General features: G+C 41.8%; 26 protein-coding genes and 2 pseudogenes. 21 read left to right on the top strand and 7 right to left on the bottom strand.

What is annotated here, in order from left to right; translation table 11 throughout:
- Nucleotides 1-6: 6 nt before the first annotated feature.
- Nucleotides 7-624, bottom strand: a pseudogene (locus FOA33_RS02410) (AAA family ATPase).
- 262 nt (nucleotides 625-886) lie between these two features.
- Nucleotides 887-1261 (bottom strand): hypothetical protein, encoded by a 375-nt coding sequence (locus FOA33_RS02415; RefSeq protein WP_057488646.1) that lies wholly within the window; start codon nucleotides 1259-1261, stop codon nucleotides 887-889.
- Nucleotides 1262-1458: 197 nt separating this feature from the next.
- Between FOA33_RS02415 and FOA33_RS02420 the strand changes: the two genes are divergently transcribed.
- The 3 genes from FOA33_RS02420 (at nucleotide 1459) to FOA33_RS02430 (ending at nucleotide 3904) form a co-directional block, all read left to right on the top strand.
- Nucleotides 1459-2301, top strand: coding sequence for a metallophosphoesterase family protein (locus FOA33_RS02420; RefSeq protein ID WP_221160518.1), 843 nt, complete (start codon nucleotides 1459-1461; stop codon nucleotides 2299-2301).
- Nucleotides 2302-2373: 72 nt separating this feature from the next.
- Nucleotides 2374-2811: an Rrf2 family transcriptional regulator gene (locus FOA33_RS02425; protein ID WP_001167382.1), complete on the top strand. Its 438-nt coding sequence runs from the start codon at nucleotides 2374-2376 to the stop codon at nucleotides 2809-2811.
- Between the two features lie 70 nt (nucleotides 2812-2881).
- Nucleotides 2882-3904: a YdcF family protein gene (locus tag FOA33_RS02430; protein ID WP_221160519.1), complete on the top strand. Its 1023-nt coding sequence runs from the start codon at nucleotides 2882-2884 to the stop codon at nucleotides 3902-3904.
- Nucleotides 3905-4190: 286 nt separating this feature from the next.
- Here the strand turns inward: FOA33_RS02430 and FOA33_RS02435 are convergent, their stop codons facing one another.
- The 5 genes from FOA33_RS02435 to FOA33_RS02455 form a co-directional block, all read right to left on the bottom strand.
- Complete coding sequence (locus FOA33_RS02435; protein WP_221160520.1) at nucleotides 4191-4973, bottom strand: DUF4037 domain-containing protein; 783 nt, start codon at nucleotides 4971-4973, stop codon at nucleotides 4191-4193.
- 129 nt (nucleotides 4974-5102) lie between these two features.
- On the bottom strand, nucleotides 5103-5762 hold the full coding sequence (locus FOA33_RS02440) for an amino acid ABC transporter permease (protein WP_049479200.1): 660 nt from the start codon (nucleotides 5760-5762) through the stop codon (nucleotides 5103-5105).
- A 9-nt stretch (nucleotides 5763-5771) separates the two neighbouring features.
- Nucleotides 5772-6449 (bottom strand): amino acid ABC transporter permease, encoded by a 678-nt coding sequence (locus FOA33_RS02445; protein ID WP_221160521.1) that lies wholly within the window; start codon nucleotides 6447-6449, stop codon nucleotides 5772-5774.
- A 12-nt stretch (nucleotides 6450-6461) separates the two neighbouring features.
- On the bottom strand, nucleotides 6462-7256 hold the full coding sequence (locus FOA33_RS02450; RefSeq protein ID WP_221160522.1) for a transporter substrate-binding domain-containing protein: 795 nt from the start codon (nucleotides 7254-7256) through the stop codon (nucleotides 6462-6464).
- Nucleotides 7257-7266: 10 nt separating this feature from the next.
- The gene (locus FOA33_RS02455) at nucleotides 7267-8025 is read right to left on the bottom strand and encodes an amino acid ABC transporter ATP-binding protein (RefSeq protein ID WP_042902755.1); all 759 of its coding nucleotides are present in this window, start codon (nucleotides 8023-8025) and stop codon (nucleotides 7267-7269) included.
- A 177-nt stretch (nucleotides 8026-8202) separates the two neighbouring features.
- Between FOA33_RS02455 and recJ the strand changes: the two genes are divergently transcribed.
- The 18 genes and pseudogenes from recJ to rplA all read left to right on the top strand — a co-directional run bounded on the left by recJ (nucleotide 8203) and on the right by rplA (nucleotide 26500).
- Nucleotides 8203-10425 (top strand): single-stranded-DNA-specific exonuclease RecJ, encoded by a 2223-nt coding sequence (gene recJ / locus FOA33_RS02460; RefSeq protein WP_221161281.1) that lies wholly within the window; start codon nucleotides 8203-8205, stop codon nucleotides 10423-10425.
- A 173-nt stretch (nucleotides 10426-10598) separates the two neighbouring features.
- The gene (locus FOA33_RS02465) at nucleotides 10599-12260 is read left to right on the top strand and encodes a ribonuclease J (RefSeq protein WP_221160523.1); all 1662 of its coding nucleotides are present in this window, start codon (nucleotides 10599-10601) and stop codon (nucleotides 12258-12260) included.
- A 69-nt stretch (nucleotides 12261-12329) separates the two neighbouring features.
- Nucleotides 12330-13109, top strand: coding sequence for an alpha/beta hydrolase (locus FOA33_RS02470; RefSeq protein ID WP_221160524.1), 780 nt, complete (start codon nucleotides 12330-12332; stop codon nucleotides 13107-13109).
- A 104-nt stretch (nucleotides 13110-13213) separates the two neighbouring features.
- Nucleotides 13214-13915 carry a M57 family metalloprotease gene (locus FOA33_RS02475; protein WP_221160525.1) on the top strand — a complete coding sequence of 234 codons (702 nt, stop codon included), beginning with the start codon at nucleotides 13214-13216 and terminating at the stop codon, nucleotides 13913-13915.
- Nucleotides 13916-14016: 101 nt separating this feature from the next.
- On the top strand, nucleotides 14017-15840 hold the full coding sequence (gene uvrC, locus FOA33_RS02480) for an excinuclease ABC subunit UvrC (protein ID WP_221160526.1): 1824 nt from the start codon (nucleotides 14017-14019) through the stop codon (nucleotides 15838-15840).
- Between the two features lie 24 nt (nucleotides 15841-15864).
- Nucleotides 15865-16470, top strand: a complete 606-nt coding sequence (locus FOA33_RS02485; RefSeq protein ID WP_221160527.1) for a hypothetical protein — start codon at nucleotides 15865-15867, stop codon at nucleotides 16468-16470.
- Nucleotides 16467-17312 (top strand): metallophosphoesterase family protein, encoded by an 846-nt coding sequence (locus tag FOA33_RS02490; protein ID WP_221160528.1) that lies wholly within the window; start codon nucleotides 16467-16469, stop codon nucleotides 17310-17312. The genes FOA33_RS02485 and FOA33_RS02490 overlap by 4 nt, the downstream gene beginning before the upstream one ends.
- A gap of 154 nt (nucleotides 17313-17466) precedes the next feature.
- Entirely contained in the window at nucleotides 17467-17991 is a 525-nt protein-coding gene (locus FOA33_RS02495; RefSeq protein WP_221160529.1) for a hypothetical protein, read from the top strand.
- Nucleotides 17992-18176: 185 nt separating this feature from the next.
- Nucleotides 18177-18782, top strand: a complete 606-nt coding sequence (locus tag FOA33_RS02500; protein ID WP_000670152.1) for a nitroreductase family protein — start codon at nucleotides 18177-18179, stop codon at nucleotides 18780-18782.
- Between the two features lie 12 nt (nucleotides 18783-18794).
- Nucleotides 18795-20195: a dipeptidase PepV gene (gene pepV / locus FOA33_RS02505; protein WP_221160530.1), complete on the top strand. Its 1401-nt coding sequence runs from the start codon at nucleotides 18795-18797 to the stop codon at nucleotides 20193-20195.
- Nucleotides 20196-20248: 53 nt separating this feature from the next.
- Entirely contained in the window at nucleotides 20249-20827 is a 579-nt protein-coding gene (locus tag FOA33_RS02510) for a uracil-DNA glycosylase family protein (RefSeq protein WP_221160531.1), read from the top strand.
- A 114-nt stretch (nucleotides 20828-20941) separates the two neighbouring features.
- Nucleotides 20942-21229, top strand: coding sequence for a rhodanese-like domain-containing protein (locus tag FOA33_RS02515; RefSeq protein ID WP_221160532.1), 288 nt, complete (start codon nucleotides 20942-20944; stop codon nucleotides 21227-21229).
- Nucleotides 21230-21400: 171 nt separating this feature from the next.
- Nucleotides 21401-22699, top strand: a pseudogene (brnQ, locus tag FOA33_RS02520) (branched-chain amino acid transport system II carrier protein); the annotation flags it as partial.
- Nucleotides 22700-22823: 124 nt separating this feature from the next.
- Nucleotides 22824-23861, top strand: a complete 1038-nt coding sequence (locus FOA33_RS02525; RefSeq protein ID WP_221160534.1) for a M42 family metallopeptidase — start codon at nucleotides 22824-22826, stop codon at nucleotides 23859-23861.
- A gap of 1 nt (nucleotide 23862) precedes the next feature.
- Nucleotides 23863-24324 (top strand): HIT family protein, encoded by a 462-nt coding sequence (locus tag FOA33_RS02530; RefSeq protein WP_221160535.1) that lies wholly within the window; start codon nucleotides 23863-23865, stop codon nucleotides 24322-24324.
- A 14-nt stretch (nucleotides 24325-24338) separates the two neighbouring features.
- Nucleotides 24339-25055: an LD-carboxypeptidase LdcB/DacB gene (gene ldcB / locus FOA33_RS02535; RefSeq protein WP_221160536.1), complete on the top strand. Its 717-nt coding sequence runs from the start codon at nucleotides 24339-24341 to the stop codon at nucleotides 25053-25055.
- 122 nt (nucleotides 25056-25177) lie between these two features.
- On the top strand, nucleotides 25178-25603 hold the full coding sequence (rplK, locus tag FOA33_RS02540; RefSeq protein ID WP_001085808.1) for a 50S ribosomal protein L11: 426 nt from the start codon (nucleotides 25178-25180) through the stop codon (nucleotides 25601-25603).
- A gap of 207 nt (nucleotides 25604-25810) precedes the next feature.
- Nucleotides 25811-26500: a 50S ribosomal protein L1 gene (gene rplA, locus FOA33_RS02545; RefSeq protein ID WP_001085676.1), complete on the top strand. Its 690-nt coding sequence runs from the start codon at nucleotides 25811-25813 to the stop codon at nucleotides 26498-26500.
- The last annotated feature ends 65 nt before the right edge of the window (nucleotides 26501-26565 follow it).

A 26565-nucleotide genomic window follows, 5' to 3' on the forward strand; every position in this document is an offset into this window, starting at 1 on the left:
TTCTCCTTAAATATTTATTCTTTTTTTGTTGGACAATTTTAAGAGCCGAGCAACTTCTTCCGCAGTCTGATTGACTGCCATCTGTTATGAGGCTAGGATAGCCTAACAACACCGCTTCCTTATGAACCATTTGAGCAAAAAGAATATCTCGTTGCATCCAGTTTTCAAAATCTTGCTCAGGGTTGGTTGTACCCTCTAAGATATAAGGAACCCATTCTCTCTGTGTATAATGCTTTTTTTGAAAATCGGCTGTTGGAGTCAAGCATAGATAGGAAGACGTTGGACATTCAAGCTCCTTTACCAAGTGAAGCAAAAGTCCAGCTCCCTCCACCAAGAGAGGTCTGTTTTGATTTTTTATCAAGTAAGATTTTACATAAGGAAAAATCTTACTTGATAAAAGCGCCATTCTTCATCTGCTATCTCTTCTGGATTTCTCATCCAGATTTGTTCTGGATTTCTATCCTGCCTAAGAAGGCAAATCGGCTGTGAGTCTGCACTTGCTTGACTCATCATCTCTTCTACCAAATCATCCAGTTTGATATGAAGTAGTTGATACTGTCTAGCAAGAAGTGAGGCAATTGTTGACTTTCCACTGCAAGGCGATCCGCCAATCATATAAAGCATCGTTCTTCCTCCTTCTGACAAAACAAAAAGCGACATCCTCGAAAGGACGTCGCAACGTGGTTCCACCTTCATTTATGTTCCTCAAAAAAGAGGGACACCTCAGATTGGCTTTAACGTAGCCACCGTTTTATGTTTGCATAAAAGTCAGTAGAGTAGTATCAGTTTAGGCTTTCTATGCGTTTCCAGCAACCACGCACTCTCTAGTAGAAAGGGACTAAGTGACTTGTCTCTATGCATTATTATAGCATGATTGCGAGAATTTTCAAGGTTTTTGTATAATTTTTTTGTTTTTCTCTCTTTGGAAGACATGCTTGATACCCATGCCAGCAGCCAAGCCAAGTAGGGCAAAGAGTTCATAGGCTAGGAAGTAAAGCAGGATGAACTCACCAAAGGTGATGATGGTAAAGCAAAAGACCAGACCAATACCGAGTAGCCACCAAAGTGAGAAATGAAATCGATAGCTATAAAGTAGTGATACGATAAAGGTTACTAGGGGAGAAAAGAGGAGAATGTTATAAATGTAAAGTCCCTTCAGCGTATAAGAATCAGATATCAACAGTAAAAGCAACTCATAGAGGGGCCAGTAAAAGAAGAAAATGACAAGGTAGTATGGAATATACTTAAGATATTTCCGCATGGCAATAGTCCTCCAATCTACAAAAATTGAGAGATGTTGAAGACCACATAATCCTAAATGAAGGGGAACTCTCTGCTTATATTATAGCACGTCTTGGAAGCCTTTACAAGTTAATCCAGTGAGTAGTGATAGTGCTCTTTTTGAGTGTTTTCTGCTATAATACTAACAAAAGAAGTAAGAGGAAATGAGGAGAAAGAATGACCAAAATAGCAGTTCTTTCAGACATACATGGGAATACGACAGCCCTGGAAGCTGTACTGACTGATGCTAAAAAGGCAAATGTAGATGAGTACTGGCTTTTGGGGGATATTCTTATGCCAGGAACAGGACGTAGAAGGATATTGAATCTTTTAGCTGCTTTGCCTATTACTATAAGAGTTCTTGGTAATTGGGAGAATAGTCTCTGGCGAGGTTTGCATCGTAAGCTAGATTTGACAAAAGCTAGTCATCGCTACCTCCTACGTCAATGCCAATATATATTAGAAGAAATCAGCCCTGAAGAAATCGAAGACCTCCACAATCAACCCATGCAAGTTCATCGTCAGTTTGGTGATCTGACGGTAGGAATCACTCACCATCTCCCTGATAAAAACTGGGGTAGGGAGTTGATTCATACGGGAAAACAAGAAGATTTTGATAGATTAGTGACGAATCCACACGCCTCCATCGCAGTATATGGTCATATCCACCAACAGTTGCTTCGTTATGGAAGTGATGGACAGTTGATTCTTAATCCAGGGTCCATTGGGCAACCCTTCTTTTTAGATGCGGGATTACGTAAGGACCTACGGGCTCAGTATATGATTTTAGAGTTTGATGAAGCAGGTTTGGCTGATGTTGATTTTCGTCGAGTGGATTATGATGTAGAAGCCGAATTGCAGTTGGCCAAAGATTTAAAGCTCCCCTATTTCCGGGTCTACTATGAAAGTTTGGTAAATGGGATTCACCACACTCATAATCAGGAACTTCTATATGAGATTGCCCAAGAACAGGGACATGATATTGAGTTGGATGCATGGTTAGATAGTAGTAATGATTGACATGACATCAAAAAGGGGTATAATGGGTATGATAAGAGAGATGATGAGAATCTCAGGTGAAAGGGGAATAAAATGCAAATTTCAAGTCGATTTACCATTGCGACCCATATGCTAATTATCATTGCTATCAAGGGCCGGGAAAGTAAGGTGACCAGTGATTTTCTCGCAGCTAGCGTTGGAGTTAATCCAGTCATTATCCGTAAGACTTTGTCGCAACTCAAAAAAGCAGGATTGATTTCAGTTGCGCGTGGGACGGGCGGTACCGAGATTATCAAAGACCTCCAAGATATTAGCCTTTTTGATGTGTATCAGGCTGTCGAATGTCTAGGAAAATCCGGTAAGCTCTTTAGTTTCCATGACAATCCCAATCCTAACTGTCCAGTAGGGGCTAATATTCATAAGGTCTTGGATCAGAAATTGCTGGATATCCAAGTAGCTATGGAAAATCAACTTCGTCAGATGAGTCTGGCTCAGGTTGTGGCAGATGCAGAAGCAAGAATTGTAAAATAATGAGAGGGCTAGGCTCCTCTTTTTCTATTGCCACAATTATGGTACAATGTAGTCATTAAAGGAGGAGACTATGTACTTTATCACAGGATTTTTTGTCCTACTTTTTCTGATTTCGTTTTTAAGGGACAATCGCAGTCTCTGGAATCCGGCTCTTTTGCTTTTATCTCTGCTCTTTTCTTACCTGTCTATTGCCAATCTTTTTTATGAGGCTGGGCAAGAAGAATTGCACATGATTTTCTTTGCAGTGATTTTTCTTTTGCTCCCTTTTTTAGTTTTTCTAAGTGGTTTTTTCCTTATTTATAATGGATTTGTGTTATTGAAAAAAGAAGGAAAATCCAAGGCAAATTATTTGTCTCTAGGATTAGGCTGCGTAATTCTATTCTTTTTTGTAATCATGGCAATTCGAGTGAGCGATACCAAGGGCTTGTTCTACACCAATCATCTAGTGAATATTATCTTTTTCTTTTTGATTTATTCGTATTTGATTTTTGGTTTTGCCTTTGCAGGATTTCTGCTTTATTCTATCCTGTATCTTTTTATTCCTAAGAAAAAATATTATGATTTTATTATCATTCACGGAGCAGGCTTGTTGAATGGAGAAAAAGTGACTCCCTTACTGAAGAGTCGTATTGATAAGGCAGTAGAAGCTTATCACCAGTCTCTCAATCCCAATGTTAAAATCATCGCAAGTGGTGGTCGAGGTGGGGATGAAAAGATTTCCGAAGCTCAGGCAATTTGTAATTATTTGCTGGAAGAGACGGATGTTCCGAGAGAAGCAATTCTCCTAGAGGAAGATTCAACGACAACCTATGAGAATCTTCTCTTCTCAAAAGAAATGGGAGAGAAGCTGGTGGCTAGTCCACGTTTTCTTTTTGTAACCAATGATTATCATGTTTTTCGTACTAGTACCTATGCTCGCCGTATTGGGATGAAGGGAGATGGCCTTGGTTGCCGTACAGCCGCCTACTATATCCCATCGGCCTTTATCAGAGAATATATTGCTCTATGTGTGAAGATGAGATGGCTTTTTCTCGCCTTCTATATTTTATTAATTTTAGCTCTGATTTTCTCCTATAGAGGTGTTCTATGGTAATATGTAAAATTCATATTGTAATTCTTGTTAGAATCTCTAAAAAATCTTGTAGTAACCCTAAGGGAAAAATTGTTACTAGTAATGAAAGAGCAGGGTAAGTGATTGTGAGTGCGGTTTTTGGAACGGCTTCATGATTGCTCGTCAATCAATTGAACAATTTCTAACCTAGTTACAGATTTTCAGAGAGAGCCAAAAATAGGCAACTGAATATGAGTAGACTAGAATTTTACAGTCAACGACAAATAAAAATGTGAACAACAACAGAGGTTCACATTTTCTTTTTGGTCTATGGCAAAATGGCTTTTAGTTCCTTCAGGATAGTTTGCAAGGTTACGATCGCTTGTTCTTCTTGTTGTGGTTGATAGAGTAGTTGGAAATACTTGCGAATAGTTTCTTCAAATTGTTTAGGGAGGAGAGTACAATTGGTCTTTGCGTACTCCAACATTCGTTTTTCCCCAGGATGGGTTTGCTCATTGAGCGCAAATAACAAGTCAAAATAGGAAGCAAAAAATTCACTTGTACGATGATTCATACTGAGAAAATCTTGGCGTTTGATAGCTTTTTCTATTTGGTGAGAGAAGGCAGGCATGGCTTGTTCTAGCAAAAGGAGTTGCCTTTCAATGATATGCTTTTTGAGTTCCTGTGGATAGGGAATCTGGTAGGCTCTTTGGAGCGAAGCATAGTTTCCATTCGGATCGTATAGAATCTTGCTGTGGAGTAGATTATGCCACATGCAAGTTGTATAAGCATTTTGAGCTTTGTGTTGAAAAACGGTTGAGTTCAATTCTTGTTCAAACGACTCCAGCGAACGATAAATCAACTCGATTTGGATACCGTTGTTTAGTACACAGTCGTCCTCTAATTCCCAAAACTGGTTTCCAATTTCCATATAGGAGCAATAGTTGCTAAGAATGATTTGACGAGTCTTCTCGTCAATAGGTGAGTTAAGATAGACATAGACATCATAGTCAGAATTTTGATCGTAGTCTTGTCCTGCACGTGAACCACCAAGAGCGATAGTTTCTACTTGTTCCAGTTGAGAGAATTCTTTGTAAAGGTCTTGAATCATTGTTTTTCTCCTTGCTTTATGGTTTTAAAGTCATTTTACCAAAAAGTAAAACGTTTGCATAGTATTGAGATACTCTTTTTCATTTATAGAAAAAAATGTGAACCCTTGTTTTGAGTTCACATTTCTTTTTTATTCTGCGGCTTGTTGCCAACGTTTTGCTAGCTTGTGAGACAGGCTAGAAATGGCAAAGTTAAAGATAAAGTAGATCAAGGCAATCAGGATATAAAGACTGAAGACCTGCTCTGGTTCGAAATAACGTCCCATGAGAATTTGACTGGCGCCAAAGAGTTCTTGTAGGGCGATAACAGAGTAGAGAAGGCTGGTATCCTTAATCACGGTCACAAACTGAGAAATGATAGCTGGCAGCATTTTACGGATTGCTTGTGGGAGAATGATGTGGTAGAGGATTTGGGCTGAGGTGAAGCCTTGCGACATCCCTGCTTCATACTGCCCTTTGTCCACAGCATTGAGACCGCCTCGGATAATCTCAGCTAGGGCTGCTGAGGTGAAAAGGGTAAAGGCCGTAATACCTGCGGGTGTGGACTTCATCTTGAACACCAAAAAGATGGTGAAAATCCAGAGAAGGTTGGGAACGTTACGTACAAACTCGATATAAATGCTGGAGATGATCCGTAAGACAGGATTTTTCCCATTTCTCATGACGGCTAGTACTGTTCCGATAAGGGTTGATAGGACGATAGCAATCAGAGAAATGTAGAGGGTTAAGCCAAATCCTTTAAAGATAAAGATTAGGTTATCTGGGGTCAAAACTTCTAAAATAGATTCCATAGTAACCTCCTAAAGTGAATAGGCTTTTTTATTGGCTTGCTCCATCTTGCGACCAAATTGGGCAACAGGGAAGCATAGGGCAAAGTAGAGAAGAGCAGCACCTAAAAAGGCTGGGATATAGTTTCCGTTGAGAGCCGACCAAGACTTAGTTACAAACATCAAGTCTACTCCAGAGATGATAGCCACGGTAGAGGTGTTCTTGATGAGGTTAACGATTTGGTTGGTCAATGGAGGGAGAATGATACGGAAGGCCTGAGGCAAGATAATCAAGCGCATGGCACTGATATAGGAAAAACCTTGCGACAAGGCGGCCTCCATCTGACCACTAGGAATAGACTGAATCCCTGAACGAATAACCTCAGCAATATAAGCTCCGTGATAAAGTCCGACGCAGAGAACAGCTGTCCAATAAATCGGAATCATGATTGTGTGTTCACTGATAAGAGGCAAACCATAAAAAACAATAACAAACTGTACCAAGAGGGGAGTATTTTGGTAAAATTCGACAAAGATACGAGCCAAAATTCTTAAAATTTGATGTTTGCTAGTTGATAGGACTCCAAAGATGATGCCCAAAACCATGGCTAGAATAAAGGACCCAATAGCTAAGGCAAGGGTGAAGAGGAAACCATTGAAAAATTGTCCAAAATCCTGAAAATAGGCTGTCCAAGATGATAAATCTGTCATGGGGTGTCCTCCTTAATCTGCAGTATGGCTAGATGGTTTGAGCTTGTAACGGTCATAAAGTTTCTGCAAACTACCGTCCTTGCTCCATTTGGTGACCAAGTTATCAAGATAGTCGTTGAGTTCAGTATTTGATTTCTTGGTAACGATACCGTAGTCAGATGGTTTGAAACTATCATCTAGCAGTTCTGTCCGTTTACTAATGTAGCCAGACAGGATAGAGCGGTCCACGGAAAAGGCATCAATACGGTGAGCGTGAAGGGAAGTAATCAATTCTGGGTAGGAACCAAGTTCTACAAACTTAAACTTCAGACCTTTCTTTTTACCCAGTTCGGTAATCAAGCGTTGGGTGATGGAACCTTGGGCAACCCCAATCGTTTTACCGTTTAGGTCCTCAATGCTTTTGATGTTGGCGGATTTATTGACCAAAAAGCCAGAAGCATCTGTATAGTAGGGACTGGTGAAGTTGTATAATTTTTTACGTTCATCTGTGATGGTGAAGGTCGCGATATCCATATCGACCTGTTCATTGTCTAGGAGTGGTCCACGAGTTTGAGCGGTAACTGGTACGTAGCGAATCTTGACTTTAAGTTCGTCCGCAATCATCTTGGCAAGGTCAGTTTCGATACCAGAATAAGACCCAGTCTTGGGATCCTTGTAGCCAAAATTGGGAACATCTTGTTTGACACCGACAACTAGTTCGCCTCTTTTTTGAATGTCTGCCACACTAGTATCGGCTTGGACTGGTTTGGTAGCAGCAAGGCTGAAAAGGCTAATTAATAATGCAGATAAAAAGAATTTCTTTTTCATAGGCGCCTCCTTATTTGACTTTGTCACTTTCGTGGTTGATAATTTTGCTGAGGAATTGTTGGGCACGAGATTCGCTTGGGTTGTCAAAAAAGTCATCGACATCTGTCGTATCCACCAAAACTTCTCCGTCTGCCATAAAGATGATGCGGTCCGCAACCTCTCGAGCAAAGCCCATTTCGTGGGTAACGATGATCATATTCATTCCATCATGTGCCAGTTTTTGCATAACTGCTAGAACATCTCCGATGGTTTCAGGGTCAAGGGCAGATGTTGGTTCATCAAAGAGGAGGAGTTCCGGATGCATGGCAAGACCACGTGCGATGGCGATTCTCTGTTTTTGTCCACCAGACAGCATAGCTGGGTAGGAATCTTTCTTGTCCCACATATTTACAAATTCCAGATATTTTTGGGCTGTTTTTTCAGCTTCTTTTTTATCAATTCCTAGAACTTTAATGGGTGCAAGTGTCACGTTTTCTAACACTGTTTTGTGTGGATAAAGGTTAAAATGTTGAAAAACCATACCGACTTCCTTACGAAGAGGAACCAGATCTTTCTGGCTAGCACCTGCTACTTGGTGTCCATTGACTAAGAGACTTCCTTTGTCAACAGCCTCCAAACCATTGATCGTACGGATAAGAGTGGACTTCCCAGAGCCGGAAGGTCCAAGCAGGACAACAACTTGTCCTTTTTCAAAACGGAGATTGATGTCGCGGAGTGCGTGATAGTCTCCGTAATATTTTTCGACGTTTTTAAATTCTACTAAAGCCATGAGAGATCTCCTTCGTGTTAGATTTTATAACATGATTCTACAACAAAAGAATGTTCTTGTCAAATCATATCTGAAAAAAATTCACTAAAATGTTATAAAAAAGCAATCTGGATAGAGAAAATGCCTAAATCATGTTATAATGAAGCGATAGAATTCTTAGAAAGAGTGGATGTCTTTTTGATAACTCCTACTTATGAATGGCAGTTTGCCCCGCAGGTTGAAGATGCGGATTTTACAAAGATAGCCAAGAAGGCTGGGCTGGGTCCTGAGGTGGCTCGATTATTATTTGAAAGAGGAATTCAGGATGAAGAAAGTCTAAAGAAGTTTTTAGAACCTTCTTTAGAGGACTTGCATGACCCCTATCTGCTCCATGATATGGACAAGGCAGTGGAACGGATTCGTCAGGCCATTGAAGAAGGGGAAAACATTCTCATCTATGGAGACTACGATGCGGATGGTATGACTTCAGCTTCGATTGTGAAGGAAAGTTTGGAACAGCTTGGTGCTGAGTGCCGTGTTTACCTACCCAATCGTTTTACCGATGGCTATGGTCCAAATGCCAGTGTTTATAAATACTTTATCGAGCAAGAGGGAATTTCCTTGATTGTGACAGTGGACAATGGGGTTGCTGGTCACGAAGTCATTGAACTGGCCCAGTCTATGGGAGTGGATGTCATTGTGACCGACCACCATTCTATGCCGGAAACCCTTCCCGATGCCTATGCGATTGTTCACCCTGAGCATCCAGATGCGGACTATCCTTTCAAATATCTAGCTGGTTGTGGAGTGGCTTTCAAGCTAGCTTGCGCTCTTTTAGAAGAAGTGCAAGTGGAACTACTCGATTTGGTAGCCATCGGAACTATTGCCGATATGGTGAGCTTGACGGATGAAAACCGTATCATGGTTCAATATGGTCTGGAAATGTTGGGACATACCCAGCGTATTGGTCTACAAGAAATGCTGGACATGGTTGGGATTGCTGCGAATGAAGTGACAGAAGAAACGGTTGGCTTTCAGATTGCCCCTCGTTTAAATGCCTTGGGGCGCTTGGACGATCCTAATCCAGCTATTGATTTGTTGACTGGGTTTGACGACGAGGAAGCGCATGAGATTGCCCTCATGATTCACCAGAAAAATGAAGAGCGCAAGGAAGTCGTCCAGTCTATCTATGAAGAAGCAAAGACCATGGTGGATCCTGAGAAGAAGGTCCAGGTCTTAGCCAAGGAAGGTTGGAATCCTGGAGTTCTAGGAATCGTGGCTGGTCGTTTGCTTGAAGAACTAGGGCAGACAGTCATCGTACTTAATATAGAAGACGGTCGTGCCAAGGGCAGTGCTCGTAGCGTGGAAGCTGTCGATATTTTTGAAGCCTTGGATCCCCATCGAGAGCTCTTTATCGCCTTTGGAGGCCATGCTGGTGCGGCGGGCATGACGCTAGAAGTGGAGAAGCTTTCAGATTTATCTCAGGTCTTGGAAGACTATATCCGTGAAAAAGGTGCAGATGCTAGTGGTAAGAACAAGTTAAATCTAGATGAAGAGTTGGATTTGGAGACACTTAGCTTAGAAACGGTCAAAAACTTTGAACGTTTGGCACCTTTTGGAATGGACAATCAGAAACCGATCTTTTATATCAAGGATTTTCAGGTCGAAAGTGCCCGTACCATGGGAGCAGGCAATGCCCACCTCAAACTAAAAATTTCTAAGGGAGAAGCTAGTTTTGAAGTGGTGGCCTTCGGACAAGGTAGATGGGCGACGGAGTTTGCTCAAACCAAGAATCTAGAATTGGCAGTCACCCTGTCTGTCAACCAATGGAATGGCCAAACCGCTCTCCAGTTGATGATGGTGGATGCGCGAGTGGAAGGCGTTCAACTCTTTAACATTCGTGGGAAGAATGCAGTCTTGCCAGAGGGAGTTCCAGTCTTGGACTTTTCTGGAGAATTGCCAGAATTAGAGACCAGTGATGCTGTGGTTGTAAAAACCATTCCTGAGGATATTACCTTGCTGAAGACCATTTTTCAGGAGCAACATTTCTCTGCCGTCTATTTCAAAAATGACATTGACAAAGCCTATTATCTGACAGGTTATGGGACCAGAGAGCAGTTTGCCAAATTGTATAGGACTATTTACCAGTTCCCAGAGTTTGATATTCGCTACAAGTTGAAAGATTTGGCGGCTTATCTCAATATCCAACAAATCTTGCTGGTCAAGATGATTCAAGTATTTGAGGAGCTAGGCTTTGTGACGATCAAAGATGGGGTCATGACAGTCAATAAAGAAGCGCCGAAAAGGGAGATTGCTGAAAGTCAGATTTACCAAAATCTCAAACAAACTGTCAAAGACCAAGAAATGATGGCGCTGGGCACAGTGCAAGAAATTTATAATTTTTTGATGAGAAAAGAGTAGAAGTTAGGAAAGAGTTGGGCAACCAGCTCTTTTTTGAAAACAAATCTTCATTTTGAAAATCATCAAAAAAATGGTATAATGATAGGAAAAGATTCGGCTGAAAGTTTTAGAACTTTTAGAATAAGAGGGTAAACCTACCCTATAATCAAGATAAATTAAGTTTCGGAGGGAAAATGAGTAATATCAGTTTAACAACACTAGGTGGTGTACGAGAAAATGGGAAAAATATGTACATTGCTGAAATCGATGAATCTATCTTTGTTTTGGATGCAGGGCTTAAATACCCTGAAAATGAACAACTAGGGGTTGATGTCGTCATTCCAAACATGGACTACCTTTTTGAAAATAGCGACCGTATCGCAGGGGTCTTCTTGACTCACGGGCATGCGGATGCCATTGGTGCCCTGCCTTATCTCTTGGCAGAGGCTAAGGTGCCTGTGTTTGGTTCTGAGTTGACCATTGAGTTGGCGAAACTCTTTGTCAAAGGAAATGATACGGTTAAGAAATTCAATGACTTCCATATCATTGATGAAAACACGGAGATTGACTTTGGGGGAACGGTGGTTTCCTTCTTCCGTACGACTCACTCCATCCCGGAAAGCCTGGGAGTTGTGTTAAAAACACCAAAAGGGAACATTGTTTACACAGGAGACTTCAAATTTGACCAGACGGCTAGCGAATCCTATGCGACGGATTTTGCACGTTTAGCCGAAATCGGCCGTGACGGTGTCTTGGCACTTCTCAGTGATTCTGCGAATGCAGACAGCAATATTCAGGTGGCGAGCGAGAGTGAAGTTGGGGATGAAATTACCCAAACCATCGCTGACTGGGACGGTCGTATCATCGTTGCAGCAGTTGCCAGCAACCTTTCTCGTATCCAGCAGGTTTTTGATGCGGCTGCGGAGACTGGTCGCCGAGTCGTTTTGACTGGATTTGATGTTGAAAATATCGTTCGTACAGCGATTCGTCTCAAAAAATTGTCTCTAGCTAATGAAAGCCTTTTGATTAAACCCAAAGAAATGTCTCGTTTTGAAGACCATGAGTTGATTATCTTAGAGACGGGTCGTATGGGTGAACCCATCAATGGACTTCGCAAGATGTCCGTTGGGCGCCACCGTTATGTAGAAATCAAGGATGGGGACTTGGTTTATATTGTAACAACTCCATCCACCGCCAAAGAAGCAGTTGTGGCTCGCGTTGAAAATATGATTTACCAAGCTGGTGGTGTGGTAAAACTCATTACCCAGAGTTTGCGAGTATCAGGACACGGAAATGCGCGTGATTTGCAGTTGATGATCAATCTTTTGCAACCGAAATATCTTTTCCCTGTCCAAGGGGAGTACCGTGAGTTGGATGCGCATGCCAAGGCTGCCATGGCAGTTGGAATGTTGCCAGAGCACATTTTCATCCCTAAAAAGGGAACGATCATGTCCTATGAACATGGAGACTTCGTCCCAGCTGGAGCGGTTTCTGCAGGCGATGTCATGATTGATGGAAATGCCATTGGTGATGTTGGGAATGTCGTTCTTCGCGACCGTAAGGTCTTGTCAGAGGATGGAATCTTTATCGTGGCTATTACTGTTAACCGTCGTGAGAAGAAGATTGTGGCTAAGGCTCGTGTTCATACGCGTGGTTTTATCTACCTTAAGAAGAGTCGCGACATTCTCCGTGAAAGTTCAGAATTGATTAACCAAACGGTAGAAGAGTATCTTCAAGGTGATGACTTTGACTGGGCAGATCTCAAAGGGAAGGTTCGTGACAATTTGACCAAGTACCTCTTTGATCAAACCAAGCGTCGTCCAGCAATCTTACCAGTCGTGATGGAAGCTAAATAATAAGCAGAATACCTACGGAAAAAGTCGATATTCGGCTTTTTCTTATAGAATAGTATAAAGGAGACAACCATGGCAGTTATGAATATTGAGTATTACTCAGAAGTTTTGGATATGGAGTGGGGTGTTACCGTACTCTATCCAGATGCTAGTCGGGTGACTGAACCAGATTGCACAGATACTCCTGTTCTTTACCTTTTGCACGGAATGTCAGGAAATCAAAATAGCTGGCTCAAACGAACCAATGTCGAGCGCTTGTTGCGAGGCACCAATCTTATTGTTATCATGCCCAATACAAATAATGGCTGGTACACAGATACTCAGTATGGCTATAACTACTATACAGCTCTAGCAGAAGAGTTACCTCAGGTTATGAAACGTTTCTTCCCCAATATGACCAGCAAGCGAGAAAAGACTTTCATTGCAGGTCTCTCTATGGGTGGCTATGGTTCCTTTAAGCTAGCTCTCGCAACCGATCGTTTTTCTCATGCGGCTAGTTTTTCTGGTGCCCTCAGTTTTCAAGAATTTTCTCCTGAAAGTCAGGATCTGGGATCGCTTGCCTACTGGAGAGGAGTTTTTGGAGAGATTAAAGACTGGACAGCTAGTCCTCATTCGCTTGAAAGTATGGCTACAAAATCCGATAAAAAGACCAAACTATGGGCTTGGTGTGGGGAGCAAGACTATCTCTACTCTGCCAATAATCTCGTAGTGAAAAACCTCAAAAATTTTGGTTTTGAGGTGACCTATAGTCATAGTCCAGGTAAGCACGAGTGGTACTACTGGGAAAAACAATTGGAACGTTTTTTGGCTACTCTACCAATTGACTTTGTCTTGGAAGAACGCTTATCTTAGTTTTAGGTTTCTTTCAGCTTTATTCAGTAAAATAGAGAATCTATCTTGATCAGGGAAAATGTGATTTCAAGATAGGTTCTTATTTTTATGAAAGGTGGAGTGTCATGTTCTGGATTATTCGATTATTGTTCCGATTTCTTTTGGGAATTTGGCGTTTCTTTTGGCGTCTGGTTTGGACTGTGGTCATTCTACTTCTCATTGCCTTTGGAGTGGTTTGGTATCTGTCTGGTGATTTTCATTCTGCGGTCAATCAGGTTGAAAAAATGAGCAAGATTGGTCAAGGTGGTTGGAATCAATGGAAGGAGACGGGAACGCTGGAAGTCTTGTCTCAGACAGACAGTCACCAACATGCAGAAGGCAAGTGGGCTCAGGCTTCAGCTCGCATTTATATTGAACCTAAAATGGATGAGACCTTCCAAGGTGCCTATGCAGAAGCCATAAAAAACTGGAATCAAACGGGAGCCTTTACCTTTGAGGTGGTTGCGGATCCTAGTCAGGCGGATATTGTGGCAAGTGAGATGAATGATGGATCGACCGCTGTAGCAGGTCAAGCCGAGAGTCAAACCAATTTGTTAACCAATCAATTTATATCTGTAACGGTTCGCCTGAATCACTATTATCTATCCAATCCAAACTATGGTTATTCTTATGAACGGATCGTACACACGGCGGAGCACGAGCTGGGGCATGCCATCGGATTGGATCATACCAACGAAACTTCTGTCATGCAGCCAGCAGGTTCCTATTATGGGATTCAGCCTCGGGATGTGACAGCTGTTCAAGAACTCTATACCAGTAGTGACTAGATGAAGTCGATGCAATCCGAAATGAAATCAAAGCTCCTCCATCAAGTGATCGGTGGGGCTTTTTGTTCGTCCTGTTACAGGCTTTTTGCTATAATGGAACTATGAATAACTTGATCAAATCAAAACTAGAGCTCTTGCCGACTAGTCCTGGATGCTACATTCACAAGGATAAAAACGGCACCATTATCTATGTAGGAAAGGCTAAAAATCTGCGTAACCGCGTGCGCTCCTATTTCCGTGGAAGTCATGATACCAAGACAGAGGCTCTGGTGTCTGAGATTGTGGATTTTGAATTTATCGTCACTGAGTCCAATATTGAGGCACTCCTCCTAGAAATCAACCTGATTAAGGAAAATAAGCCCAAGTACAATATCATGCTCAAAGATGATAAGTCTTACCCTTTCATCAAAATCACCAATGAACGCTATCCTCGTTTGATTATCACCCGTCAGGTCAAGAAGGACGGAGGTCTTTATTTCGGTCCTTATCCAGATGTGGGGGCAGCCAATGAAATCAAGCGACTCTTGGATCGGATTTTCCCTTTTCGGAAATGTACCAATCCGCCGTCTAAGGTCTGTTTTTATTACCATATCGGTCAATGTATGGCCCACACTATCTGTAAAAAAGATGAGGCCTATTTCAAGTCCATGGCTCAGGAGGTTTCTGATTTTCTAAAAGGACAGGATGACAAAATCATCGATGATCTCAAGAGCAAAATGACAGTGGCAGCGCAAAGTATGGAGTTTGAACGTGCAGCGGAATACCGTGACCTGATTCAGGCGATTGGAACGCTTCGGACCAAGCAACGGGTCATGGCTAAGGATCTCCAGAATCGTGATGTCTTTGGCTACTATGTGGACAAGGGTTGGATGTGTGTTCAGGTTTTCTTTGTCCGTCAGGGAAAACTCATTGAGCGGGATGTCAATCTCTTTCCCTATTACAATGATCCGGATGAGGACTTCTTGACCTATATGGGACAGTTTTATCAAGAAAAAACCCATCTGGTTCCCAATGAGGTATTGATTCCGCAGGATATTGACGAAGAAGCTGTCAAGGTCTTGGTAGATACCAAGATTGTCAAACCCCAGCGTGGAGAGAAAAAACAGCTGGTCAATCTAGCCATAAAAAATGCACGAGTCAGCCTAGAGCAGAAATTCAACCTGCTGGAGAAATCTGTCGAAAAGACACAAGGAGCTATTGAAAATCTAGGACGTTTGCTCCAAATCCCAACCCCAGTTCGTATCGAATCTTTCGATAACTCCAACATCATGGGGACCAGTCCTGTTTCAGCCATGGTGGTCTTTGTTAACGGCAAACCAAGTAAAAAAGATTACCGTAAGTATAAAATCAAGACTGTAGTCGGGCCAGACGACTATGCCAGTATGAGAGAAGTCATTCGCAGGCGCTATGGTCGAGTACAGCGTGACGGTTTGACTCCGCCAGATTTGATTGTGATTGATGGGGGACAAGGTCAAGTCAATATCGCCAAGCAAGTCATCCAAGAGGAGCTAGGCTTGGACATTCCGATTGCTGGGCTTCAAAAAAATGATAAGCACCAAACCCATGAACTGCTCTTCGGAGATCCGCTGGAAGTGGTGGAGTTGTCTCGCAATTCTCAGGAATTTTTCCTCCTCCAACGCATCCAGGATGAGGTGCACCGCTTTGCTATCACCTTCCACCGTCAACTGCGCTCCAAAAATTCCTTTTCATCTCAATTGGATGGGATTGAAGGTTTGGGACCTAAACGCAAGCAGAATCTTATGAAGCATTTTAAATCTCTCACTAAAATCAAGGAAGCCAGTGTGGATGAAATTGTCGGAGTTGGGGTGCCAAGGGCAGTTGCAGAAGCTGTTCAGAGAAAGTTGAACCCTCAGGAAGAAGTGAAATGGGCTCAAGTAGCGGAATCATTAAAAGAATTAGAATAAGTATCTAGATAGAAAGTAGAAGAAATGAATAGGATTGAGATTGACAGAGATATACTTCTTTTTTTACGATTTGCTTACTTTGGGAATTCAAAAGATTTATTTTTGGATGCAACTACTCGAGCCTATCTGGATTTTAATCGAACCTTGCGATTTCATGGCATGCCAGATGAACAGCGCTTGGAGATGAGAAATCGAGCTTCTAAGTGTATCAAAGAAGCGATTTTAAATCTCTTGAATCGGGACAAGCTGTGTCAAACTGATTTTGATAGTTGGCATCATAGGACTTGTGATATTCTGATGGATTGCTATCGCTCAAATGGGATTCGATTCACTTACGGTCATGCTCAAAAGTGGATTAATATGACTTTCAAGTATCTGTATATGCTTGAAGCTGTACCCCTAGACTTCGTTTTTCCTTTTTTACACGTACCGATAGATAACATCGTGTTAGAGAGGGCTAACAAACAGTTGTGTATCCCAAGACCTTCTCAAGTGTGGAGTAGTTGGGGAAATTACGCTTTCTATCTTCAATATCAAGGTTATTTGAGACAAAAAATAGGCAAGGAAGCTCCTCTTCGTTGGGAGTTTCACAATTGGCTAGATGAAATAGAAAAAGGAAAACCATCATGAACCATAAAGTCGCAATTTTATCAGATATTCATGGCAATGCAACGGCATTAGAAGCAGTGATTGCAGATGCTAAACATCAAGGAGTCAGCGAATATTGGCTTCTGGGAGATATTTTTCTACCTGGTCCAGGTGCTCATGACTTGGTCACCCTGCTAAAGGATCTTCCTATCACGGCAAGTGTTCGAGGCAATTGGGATGATTGTGTCCTTGAGGCTTTAGATGGGCAATATGGCTTAGAAGACCCACAGGAAGTCCAGCTCATGCGATTAACCCAGTTTTTGATGGAGCGAATGGATCCTGCAACGATTATCTGGCTACGAAACTTACCTATGCTAGAAAAGAAAGAAGTTGATGGACTGCGCTTTTCTCTTTCTCATAATTTACCTGAAAAAAACTATGGTGGGGACCTGTCTGTTGGGAATAACACAGAGAAATTTGACCAACTCCTAGATGAGGAAACGGACGTGGCAGTCTATGGTCATGTTCACAAGCAGTTGCTTCGTTATGGCAGTCAAGGGCAACAAATCATCAATCCAGGTACGATTGGCATGCCCTATTTTGATTGGGAGGCGTTAAAAAATCACCGTGCCCAGTACGCCGTGATAGAAGTAGAAGATGGGGAATTGGTCAATATCCTATTTCGAAAAGTTTCTTATGATTATGAAGCGGAGTTAGAATTGGCCAAGTCCAAGGGCCTTCCCTTTATCGAAATGTATGAAGAGCTACGACGAGAAGACAACTATCAGGGGCACAATTTGGAACTTTTGGCTAGTTTAATCGAAAAGCATGGGTATGTAGAGGAGGTAAAGAATTATTTTGATTTCTTGCAAAGTGAGAAATAAAATGGACGCCCTTAATTTGAAGTGAGGTTTGTAGTCGAATCGCTTAGAAAAGAGTCAGACGATGATAAGGAAAAAGAGATAGCTCAGCTAAAGTTTGACATTGAAATTATTTTGTTATAGAATGAACTTGATTCTTAATCAAAAGGAGAACATTATGAAGAAAATTATTACAGCTAGTATGGCTCTTTTATCTGTTATTGTTTTAGCAGCATGTTCAGGGAAAACAACGTCTGATTCTTCGACTAAGACTTCAAGCTCTGTAGAACAAACTTCTTCTTCAGAGACTTCATCAACAACGTCTAGTTCAAAGACAGAAAATAATGAGGTTGTTTTGATCACTGATGAAGAAATTGATAATGCTAAAACTGTTGGAGATGTGAAGAAAGTCTTTGGTAAATTAGTCGACAATTATAAAAAGCATGCAGTTGAAATTGGGGAAAAAATTCCAGAGAGTGGAAAAGAAGCATATAACGCCCAAGTTGAACCAGCGCTTAAGTCTATGGAGACTGTAAGAGAGTCATTTAACGAAAGCCTTTCAAGTATTGGTTCTGATGATACAGTAGTGCCAGAACAAACTCGTACTCTATTTGTTCAACAGTTGAAAACTGGACGTGACACAATGAAGAAAGCGCTGGAAGCGGCTTATAAAGCAGTTGCTCCATACACATCTGGTCAATAATATGAGAAAGTAGGTGTTCGATCACCTGCTTTTTGATTGCCTCAAATCTAAAGCAATACCTACTTAAATAGCTCCAAATTAATAGTAGTGAGTTTGAAAGAAGTACTAACTCTATAAAAAATCTCTGCAAGCTCTTTCAAAATATGGTAGAATGGAAGCAGTAGAATTAGAAAAGGAAATCGATTATGAAATTTCTTGAATTAAATAAAAAACGTCATGCAACCAAGCATTTCACTGATAAGCCGGTGGATCCCAAAGATGTACGTACGGCTATCGAAATCGCAACCTTAGCCCCAAGTGCCCATAACAGCCAGCCATGGAAGTTTGTAGTCGTTCGTGAGAAAAATGCTGAATTGGCAAAATTGGCATACGGTTCGAACTTTGAGCAGGTGTCATCAGCACCTGTAACCATTGCCTTGTTTACAGATACAGATCTTGCCAAACGTGCCCGCAAGATTGCCCGTGTTGGTGGCGCAAAGAATTTCTCAGAAGAGCAACTTCAATATTTTATGAAGAATTTGCCTGCCGAGTTTGCGCGTTACAGTGAACAACAAGTTAGCGACTATCTAGCCCTCAATGCAGGTTTGGTTGCCATGAACTTGGTTCTCGCTCTGACAGACCAGGGAATCGGTTCTAACATTATCCTTGGATTTGACAAATCAAAAGCCAATGAGGTTTTGGACATCGAAGACCGTTTCCGCCCAGAACTCTTGATCACAGTGGGTTATACAGACGAAAAATTGGAACCAAGCTACCGCTTGCCAGTAGATGAAATCATCGAGAAAAGATAGAAGGAAGAAAAAATGACAGCAATTGATTTTACAGCAGAAGTAGAAAAACGCAAAGAAGACCTCTTGGCTGACTTGTTTAGCCTTTTGAAAATCAACTCAGAACGTGATGATAGCAAGGCAGATGCGCAGCATCCATTTGGACCTGGTCCAGTAAAAGCCTTGGAAAAATTCCTTGAAATCGCAGACCGTGACGGCTATCCAACTAAGAATGTCGATAACTACGCAGGACATTTTGAGTTTGGTGAAGGAGAAGAAGTTCTCGGAATCTTTGCTCACATGGACGTGGTGCCAGCTGGTAGTGGTTGGGACACAGATCCTTACACACCAACTATCAAAGACGGTCGTCTTTATGCGCGTGGAGCTTCAGATGACAAGGGGCCTACAACAGCTTGTTACTATGGTTTGAAAATTATCAAAGAATTGGGTCTTCCAACTTCTAAGAAAGTTCGTTTTATTGTCGGAACGGACGAAGAATCAGGCTGGGCAGATATGGACTACTACTTTGAACATGTAGGACTTGCAAAACCAGACTTTGGTTTCTCTCCAGACGCTGAATTCCCTATCATTAATGGTGAAAAAGGAAATATCACAGAATACCTCCACTTTGCAGGTGAAAATGCAGGTGCTGCCCGCCTTCACAGCTTCACAGGTGGTTTACGTGAAAACATGGTACCTGAATCAGCAACAGCAGTCATTTCAGGTGACTTGGCTGACTTGCAAGGGAAACTAGACGCCTTCGTTGCAGAGAACAAACTCAGAGGAGAAATTCAAGAAGAGAACGGTCGGTACAAGGTGACTGTGATTGGTAAATCAGCCCATGGTGCTATGCCTGCTTCAGGTGTAAATGGAGCTACTTACCTTGCCCTTTTCCTCAGTCAGTTTGACTTTGCAGGACCTGCCAAAGACTACCTCGACATCGCTGGTAAGATTCTTTTGAACGACCATGAGGGTACAAATCTTAAGGTTGCTCATGTGGATGAAAAGATGGGTGCCCTTTCTATGAATGCAGGTGTTTTCCGCTTTGACGAAGCAAGTGCTGACAATACCATTGCCCTCAACTTCCGTTATCCAAAAGGAACAAGCCCAGAGCAAATCAAGTCAATCCTAGAAAACTTGCCAGTTGCTTCTGTTAGCCTTTCTGAACATGGTCATACACCCCACTATGTACCGATGGAAGATCCACTCGTTCAAACCTTGTTGAATGTTTATGAAAAACAAGCTGGGCTTCAAGGTCACGAACAAGTCATCGGTGGTGGTACCTTTGGTCGTTTGCTAGAACGTGGGGTTGCCTACGGTGCGATGTTCCCAGACTCAATTGACACTATGCACCAAGCCAATGAATTTATCGCCTTGGACGATCTTTTCCGAGCAGCAGCAATCTATGCAGAAGCTATCTATGAATTGATCAAATAAAACGATAGAAGTCTGAGATTTTATGCTTAGACTTCTTTTTGGAGGGAAAACAGATGTCTCAAATTGAAAGAATCAAGAAAGCTATTATGGATGATCCACAGAATGCCAGCTACACAGAACGCGGAATCGAACCTCTCTTTGCGGCGCCAAAAACTGCTCGCATCAATATTGTCGGTCAAGCTCCGGGGTTTAAAACGCAAGAAGCTGGGATTTATTGGAAGGATAAGAGTGGTGATCGTCTGCGTGAGTGGCTAGGTGTAGATGAAGATACCTTTTACAATTCGGGCTTGTTTGCAGTTATTCCCATGGACTTTTATTTCCCAGGACATGGAAAATCAGGCGACCTTCCACCCCGTAAAGGCTTTGCTGAAAAATGGCACCCACAACTCCTCAAGGAATGTCCAAATATTGAATTGACCCTTTTGATTGGACAATATGCCCAAGCCTATTATTTACAGGAGAAAATCAGTGGCAAGGTGACAGAAAGGGTAAAACATTATCAGAACTACTTGCCTAAGTATTTCCCCCTAGTTCACCCTTCTCCTCGTAATCAAATCTGGATGGCTAAGAATCCTTGGTTTGAGTCTGAAGTGGTGCCAGAGTTGAAAAAAAGAATTAAAACGATTTTATAGTCAATGAAAATCAAAGAGCAAACTAGGAAGCTAGCCACAGGCTGTACCTGAGTACGGTAAGGCGACGCTGACGTAGTTTGAATTTGATTTTCGAAGAGTATTAGGAGAAAAAGAATGAAAGAAATAGCCTTCGATGAATTTTATCAGCTTTACCAAAATGGTCAGCTTTCTCTAGTGGACGTGAGAGAAATAGAAGAGTTCAAGATGCTTCATTTAGAAGGTGCACACAACTTACCGCTTAGTCAACTGGCTGATACTTATGAGCAGTTGGACAATGAGCAGTTACATTATGTTATTTGTAAATCTGGGATGAGATCAGCTCGTGCTTGCCAGTTTTTAGAGGAGCATGGATATAAGGTCATCAATGTTCAAGGTGGCATGACGGCCTTTGAAAATCTTTAAAATTTTGCATTTCTCCTACTTGGTGCGTACTAGGTAGGAGAATTTTGTTTTTAGATAATTCTTATTTTTAAAAATATTGAAAACATTCAATATTTACTTCGTGATGCTTTTTTCATACTCTTATTCGTGATATACTAGGTCAGTATTTTAGAAATATGAAGGAGATTCTTTATGGCTAAAAAAGGTGCCCTAACAGGTTTGCTCCTATTTGGAATATTTTTTGGTGCGGGGAACTTGATTTTTCCGCCTTCTCTAGGTGCCCTATCTGGAGAACATTTTCTTCCTGCCATTGCAGGTTTTGTCTTTTCAGGCGTCGGTATCGCCGTTTTGACTCTCATTATTGGAACTCTCAATCCTAAGGGATACATTTATGAGATTTCTAAGAAAATCTCACCTTGGTTTGCGACGCTTTATCTCGCAGTCCTCTATTTATCAATTGGTCCCTTCTTCGCCATTCCACGTACAGCCACAACAGCTTACGAAGTCGGGATTAGCCCCCTTTTATCAGATGCGAATAAAGGACTTGGATTGATTGTCTTTACCGTATTATATTTTGCAGCGGCTTATTTGATTTCACTCAATCCATCAAAGATTTTGGATCGGATCGGACGTATTTTGACACCAGTTTTTGCTTTGTTGATCGTTATCTTGGTTGTACTAGGTGCCTTCAAGTATGGTGGAACAAGTCCTCAAGCGGCCTCAGAAGCCTATCAATCCTCTGCTTTTGGGACAGGTTTCCTAGAAGGGTATAATACCTTGGATGCTCTTGCTTCAGTCGCCTTTAGTGTGATTGCTGTTCAAACCTTGAAACAACTTGGATTCTCAAGTAAGAAAGAGTACATTTCAACTATTTGGGTGGTTGGTATCGTTGTAGCTCTTGCCTTTAGCGCTCTTTACATCGGTTTAGGATTCCTTGGAAATCACTTCCCGGTACCAGCAGAAGCAATGAAGGGTGGAACACCAGGTGTTTATATCTTGTCGCAAGCTACTCAGGAAATCTTTGGTTCAACAGCTCAACTCTTCCTTGCTGTTATGGTAACTGTAACCTGCTTCACAACGACAGTTGGCTTGATTGTGTCTACAGCTGAGTTCTTTAATGGACGTTTCCCACAAATCAGCTACAAGGTCTATGCAACTGCCTTTACCTTGATTGGATTTGCTATTGCAAACCTCGGTTTGGATGCAATCATCAAGTACTCAGTTCCAGTATTAGTAATCTTGTACCCAATCACCATCGCCATTGTGATGATCGTGATTGTTAATAAGTTTGTCGCCCTATCAAAACCGGGCATGCAGTTAACCATTGGGCTTGTTACAGCGATTGCTCTTGCAAGCGTCCTTGGAAGTTCTTTTAAGATTGAGTTTCTAGCAAATCTCGTCAATGCTCTTCCATTTGCAGCTGCCTCTCTACCATGGCTAGTGCCAGCTATTATCGGAATCTTGCTTTCACTGGTTCTACCAAACAAGAGAGTGACGTTTTTGAGATGGAATAAAAAAATAGAAATCACTTTTGTAAGTCAACTCTACAGGAGTGATTTTTCTTTTTTCCTCTCTACTGAAATGTGCTATAATAGGTAGCAAAAGAGGTGAAGAAATGAATCAAACTGTAAACTATATCAAAGAATTAACCGCCATTGCATCTCCGACAGGCTTTACTCGTGAAATTTCAGACTACCTAGTCCATACTTTAGAAGAGCTTGGTTACCAGCCTGTTCGTACAGCCAAGGGTGGTGTCAATGTGACCATTAAAGGTCAAAATGATGAACAACATCGCTATGTAACTGCCCACGTGGATACACTCGGAGCCATTGTACGTGCTGTCAAACCTGACGGTCGTCTCAAATTAGATCGTATCGGTGGTTTTCCTTGGAACATGATTGAAGGTGAAAATTGTACGGTTCATGTGGCTAGCACAGGTAAAAAGGTTTCTGGAACCATCCTCATCCACCAGACTTCATGCCATGTCTACAAGGATGCAGGAACTGCAGAACGCACGCAGGACAATATGGAAGTGCGTTTGGACGAAAAAGTGACCAATGAAAAAGAAACCCGCGCCTTGGGCATTGAAGTTGGTGACTTCATCAGCTTTGATCCGCGAACAGTTGTGACGGAAACTGGTTTTATCAAGTCTCGCCACTTGGATGACAAGGTCAGCGCAGCGATTTTGCTCAATCTTCTTCGTATTTACAAGGAAGAGGGGATTGCATTGCCAGTAACAACTCATTTTGCTTTTTCAGTCTTTGAAGAAGTGGGTCACGGTGCAAACTCCAATATTCCAAGTCAGGTAGTAGAATATCTGGCTGTAGATATGGGAGCTATGGGCGATGACCAGCAGACGGATGAGTATACAGTGTCTATCTGTGTCAAGGACGCTTCAGGTCCCTATCACTACGACTTCCGTCAACATCTAGTGACTTTGGCAAAGGAGCAAGATATTCCATTTAAGCTCGATATTTATCCATTTTACGGTTCGGATGCTTCCGCAGCTATGTCAGCAGGAGCAGAGGTCAAGCATGCCCTCCTTGGAGCTGGTATTGAATCCAGTCACTCTTACGAACGAACACATATTGATTCGGTCGTGGCGACTGAGCGTATGGTAGACGCCTATCTCAAGAGTACCTTGGTAGACTAATATGTGCTTGATTTGTCAAAGAATTGAATGGATAAAGGTAGGGAGGAATCCCTACTTTGTAAAAGAACTAGAAACAGGCTATGTTGTTATTGGAGACCACCAATACTTTAAGGGCTATACCTTATTTCTGGCAAAAGAGCATGTCACAGAACTCCACCATATGGAGACTTCTGTAAAACTTCGTTTTCTAGAGGAAATGAGTCTGGTCCAAGAAGCTGTTGCCAAAGCGTTTAAAGCTGAAAAGATGAACATCGAACTTCTAGGAAATGGAGATGCCCACGCTCACTGGCACCTCTTTCCAAGACGATCAGGTGATATGAATGGTCATGGTCTTAATGGTCGTGGTCCAGTCTGGTGGGTGCCCTGGGAAGAAATGGCGGCAGAAGATTGCCAAGTACAATCGCCTGAACTGGAAGAGATGATTAAAGCCTTATCCGATGAATTAGAGAAGCATGTGATTTAAGAGAGGAAGAAAAAATGAAAAAAAGATATATCGTTTTATCCGGTTTGCTAGCAGTAACCCTAGCAGCATGTTCTCAAGAACAACCTAAAAATGAAGAAAATACTCAAAAAACGGAACAAACTAGCCAACCTGAGGGTACTGTAGGGAGCAAATCTCAAGCTTCTAGTCAGAAGAAGGCAGAAGTTGTCAATAAGGGAGACCACTATAGTATACAAGGAAAATACGATGAAATCGTCGTAGCTAATAAGCACTATCCTTTGTCAAAAAACTATAATCCAGGAGAAAATCCAACAGCCAAGGCCGAGTTGCTCAAACTCATTGCAGCAATGCAAGCAGCTGGCTATCCGATTAGCGATCACTACAGTGGATTTAGAAGTTATGAAACTCAAACCAAACTTTATCAAGACTATGTGAATCAAGATGGTAAGGAAGCTGCAGATCGCTACTCAGCACGCCCTGGTTACAGTGAACACCAGACAGGTCTGGCTTTTGATTTGATTGGGACTAACGGAGAATTGGTTACAGAGGAGAAGGCGGCTCAGTGGCTCTTGGATCATGCGGCTGACTATGGCTTTGTCGTTCGCTATCTCAAAGGTAAGGAAAAAGAGACTGGCTACATGGCGGAAGAATGGCATCTTCGCTATGTTGGAAAAGAAGCCAAAGAAATTGCTGCAAGTGGCCTCAGTTTGGAAGAATACTATGGCTTTGAAGGCGGAGATTACGTTGATTAAAAAAGAAATTTTTCTCTTGCATTTTTAGATAAATAGTGTATAATAGATGGGTATGTGTAAAGCATACTTGTGGGAGGTAAAAATCTTACATTACCGCCAAAACCACAAAGGAGGATTTAAAAATGGCTAAAAAAGTCGAAAAACTTGTAAAATTGCAAATCCCTGCTGGTAAAGCTACACCAGCTCCACCAGTTGGACCTGCTCTTGGTCAAGCTGGTATCAACATCATGGGATTCACAAAAGAGTTCAACGCTCGTACAGCTGACCAAGCTGGTATGATCATTCCAGTTGTTATCTCAGTATACGAAGACAAATCATTTACTTTCGTTACAAAAACACCACCAGCTGCTGTTCTTTTGAAAAAAGCTGCAGGTGTTGAAAAAGGATCAGGTACACCTAACAAAACTAAAGTTGCTACAGTTACTCGTGCACAAGTACAAGAAATTGCAGAAACTAAGATGCCAGATTTGAACGCAGCAAACATTGAGTCTGCAATGCGTATGATCGAAGGTACTGCTCGTTCTATGGGATTCACTGTTGTTGACTAATCAATAACACAGTAGAAAATCTCACAGCAGTCTATTAGTTGCTTTTCATACTGGGCCAGTGACTGATGCTTGTACTTGGGTACAGCAAAGGAACTGAACGAAGTAGAAAAAGGAAAATAATAGACTGAAAACCCGCAAGACTTCATCATTTCGAGAAGTGACGTGGGAGATGAAAATCGATTGAACCACTTACAAGGAGAATAGAAAATGGCTAAAAAAAGCAAACAACTTCGTGCTGCTCTTGAGAAAATCGACAGCACAAAAGCATACAGTGTAGAAGAAGCTGTAGCACTTGCAAAAGAAACTAACTTTGCAAAATTTGACGCAACTGTAGAAGTTGCTTACAACTTGAACATTGACGTTAAAAAAGCTGACCAACAAATCCGTGGCGCAATGGTATTGCCAAACGGTACTGGTAAAACTTCACGCGTTCTTGTTTTCGCACGTGGTGCAAAAGCTGAAGAAGCAAAAGCTGCTGGTGCAGACTTTGTTGGTGAAGATGACCTTGTTGCGAAAATCAACGACGGTTGGTTGGACTTCGACGTAGTTATCGCTACACCTGATATGATGGCTCTTGTTGGACGTCTTGGACGTGTCCTTGGACCACGTAACTTGATGCCAAACCCTAAAACTGGTACTGTAACAATGGATGTTGCTAAAGCAGTTGAAGAGTCTAAAGGTGGTAAAATCACTTATCGTGCTGACCGTGCAGGTAACGTTCAAGCAATCATCGGTAAAGTATCATTTGAAGCTGAAAAATTGGTTGAAAACTTCAAAGCTTTCAACGAAACAATCCAAAAATCAAAACCAGCTACAGCTAAAGGAACTTACGTAACAAACTTGACAATCACAACTACTCAAGGTGTTGGTATCAAAGTTGACGTAAACTCACTTTAATCAGTAGTTTATAAAAGAGAAGACGAGTACGAAAGTGCTCGTTTTTTTGATGAGTATTACCTTTT

The organism is Streptococcus cristatus (genome assembly GCF_019685515.1).
Taxonomy (GTDB): Bacteria; Bacillota; Bacilli; order Lactobacillales; family Streptococcaceae; genus Streptococcus.

Coding starts and splice junctions, on each gene's coding strand:
- FOA33_RS02510 (WP_221160531.1), top strand. CDS start 20,249: ATGTCTCAAATTGAAAGAATCAAGAAAGCTATTATGGATGATCCACAG.
- FOA33_RS02445 (WP_221160521.1), bottom strand. CDS start 6,449: ATGACAGATTTATCATCTTGGACAGCCTATTTTCAGGATTTTGGACAA.
- FOA33_RS02515 (WP_221160532.1), top strand. CDS start 20,942: ATGAAAGAAATAGCCTTCGATGAATTTTATCAGCTTTACCAAAATGGT.
- rplA (WP_001085676.1), top strand. CDS start 25,811: ATGGCTAAAAAAAGCAAACAACTTCGTGCTGCTCTTGAGAAAATCGAC.
- FOA33_RS02430 (WP_221160519.1), top strand. CDS start 2,882: ATGTACTTTATCACAGGATTTTTTGTCCTACTTTTTCTGATTTCGTTT.
- FOA33_RS02530 (WP_221160535.1), top strand. CDS start 23,863: ATGTGCTTGATTTGTCAAAGAATTGAATGGATAAAGGTAGGGAGGAAT.
- ldcB (WP_221160536.1), top strand. CDS start 24,339: ATGAAAAAAAGATATATCGTTTTATCCGGTTTGCTAGCAGTAACCCTA.
- FOA33_RS02525 (WP_221160534.1), top strand. CDS start 22,824: ATGAATCAAACTGTAAACTATATCAAAGAATTAACCGCCATTGCATCT.
- FOA33_RS02450 (WP_221160522.1), bottom strand. CDS start 7,256: ATGAAAAAGAAATTCTTTTTATCTGCATTATTAATTAGCCTTTTCAGC.
- FOA33_RS02495 (WP_221160529.1), top strand. CDS start 17,467: ATGAAGAAAATTATTACAGCTAGTATGGCTCTTTTATCTGTTATTGTT.
- FOA33_RS02420 (WP_221160518.1), top strand. CDS start 1,459: ATGACCAAAATAGCAGTTCTTTCAGACATACATGGGAATACGACAGCC.
- FOA33_RS02475 (WP_221160525.1), top strand. CDS start 13,214: ATGTTCTGGATTATTCGATTATTGTTCCGATTTCTTTTGGGAATTTGG.
- FOA33_RS02440 (WP_049479200.1), bottom strand. CDS start 5,762: ATGGAATCTATTTTAGAAGTTTTGACCCCAGATAACCTAATCTTTATC.
- FOA33_RS02485 (WP_221160527.1), top strand. CDS start 15,865: ATGAATAGGATTGAGATTGACAGAGATATACTTCTTTTTTTACGATTT.
- FOA33_RS02455 (WP_042902755.1), bottom strand. CDS start 8,025: ATGGCTTTAGTAGAATTTAAAAACGTCGAAAAATATTACGGAGACTAT.
- FOA33_RS02425 (WP_001167382.1), top strand. CDS start 2,374: ATGCAAATTTCAAGTCGATTTACCATTGCGACCCATATGCTAATTATC.
- FOA33_RS02435 (WP_221160520.1), bottom strand. CDS start 4,973: ATGATTCAAGACCTTTACAAAGAATTCTCTCAACTGGAACAAGTAGAA.
- FOA33_RS02470 (WP_221160524.1), top strand. CDS start 12,330: ATGGCAGTTATGAATATTGAGTATTACTCAGAAGTTTTGGATATGGAG.
- rplK (WP_001085808.1), top strand. CDS start 25,178: ATGGCTAAAAAAGTCGAAAAACTTGTAAAATTGCAAATCCCTGCTGGT.
- FOA33_RS02500 (WP_000670152.1), top strand. CDS start 18,177: ATGAAATTTCTTGAATTAAATAAAAAACGTCATGCAACCAAGCATTTC.
- FOA33_RS02465 (WP_221160523.1), top strand. CDS start 10,599: ATGAGTAATATCAGTTTAACAACACTAGGTGGTGTACGAGAAAATGGG.
- FOA33_RS02415 (WP_057488646.1), bottom strand. CDS start 1,261: ATGCGGAAATATCTTAAGTATATTCCATACTACCTTGTCATTTTCTTC.
- pepV (WP_221160530.1), top strand. CDS start 18,795: ATGACAGCAATTGATTTTACAGCAGAAGTAGAAAAACGCAAAGAAGAC.
- FOA33_RS02490 (WP_221160528.1), top strand. CDS start 16,467: ATGAACCATAAAGTCGCAATTTTATCAGATATTCATGGCAATGCAACG.
- uvrC (WP_221160526.1), top strand. CDS start 14,017: ATGAATAACTTGATCAAATCAAAACTAGAGCTCTTGCCGACTAGTCCT.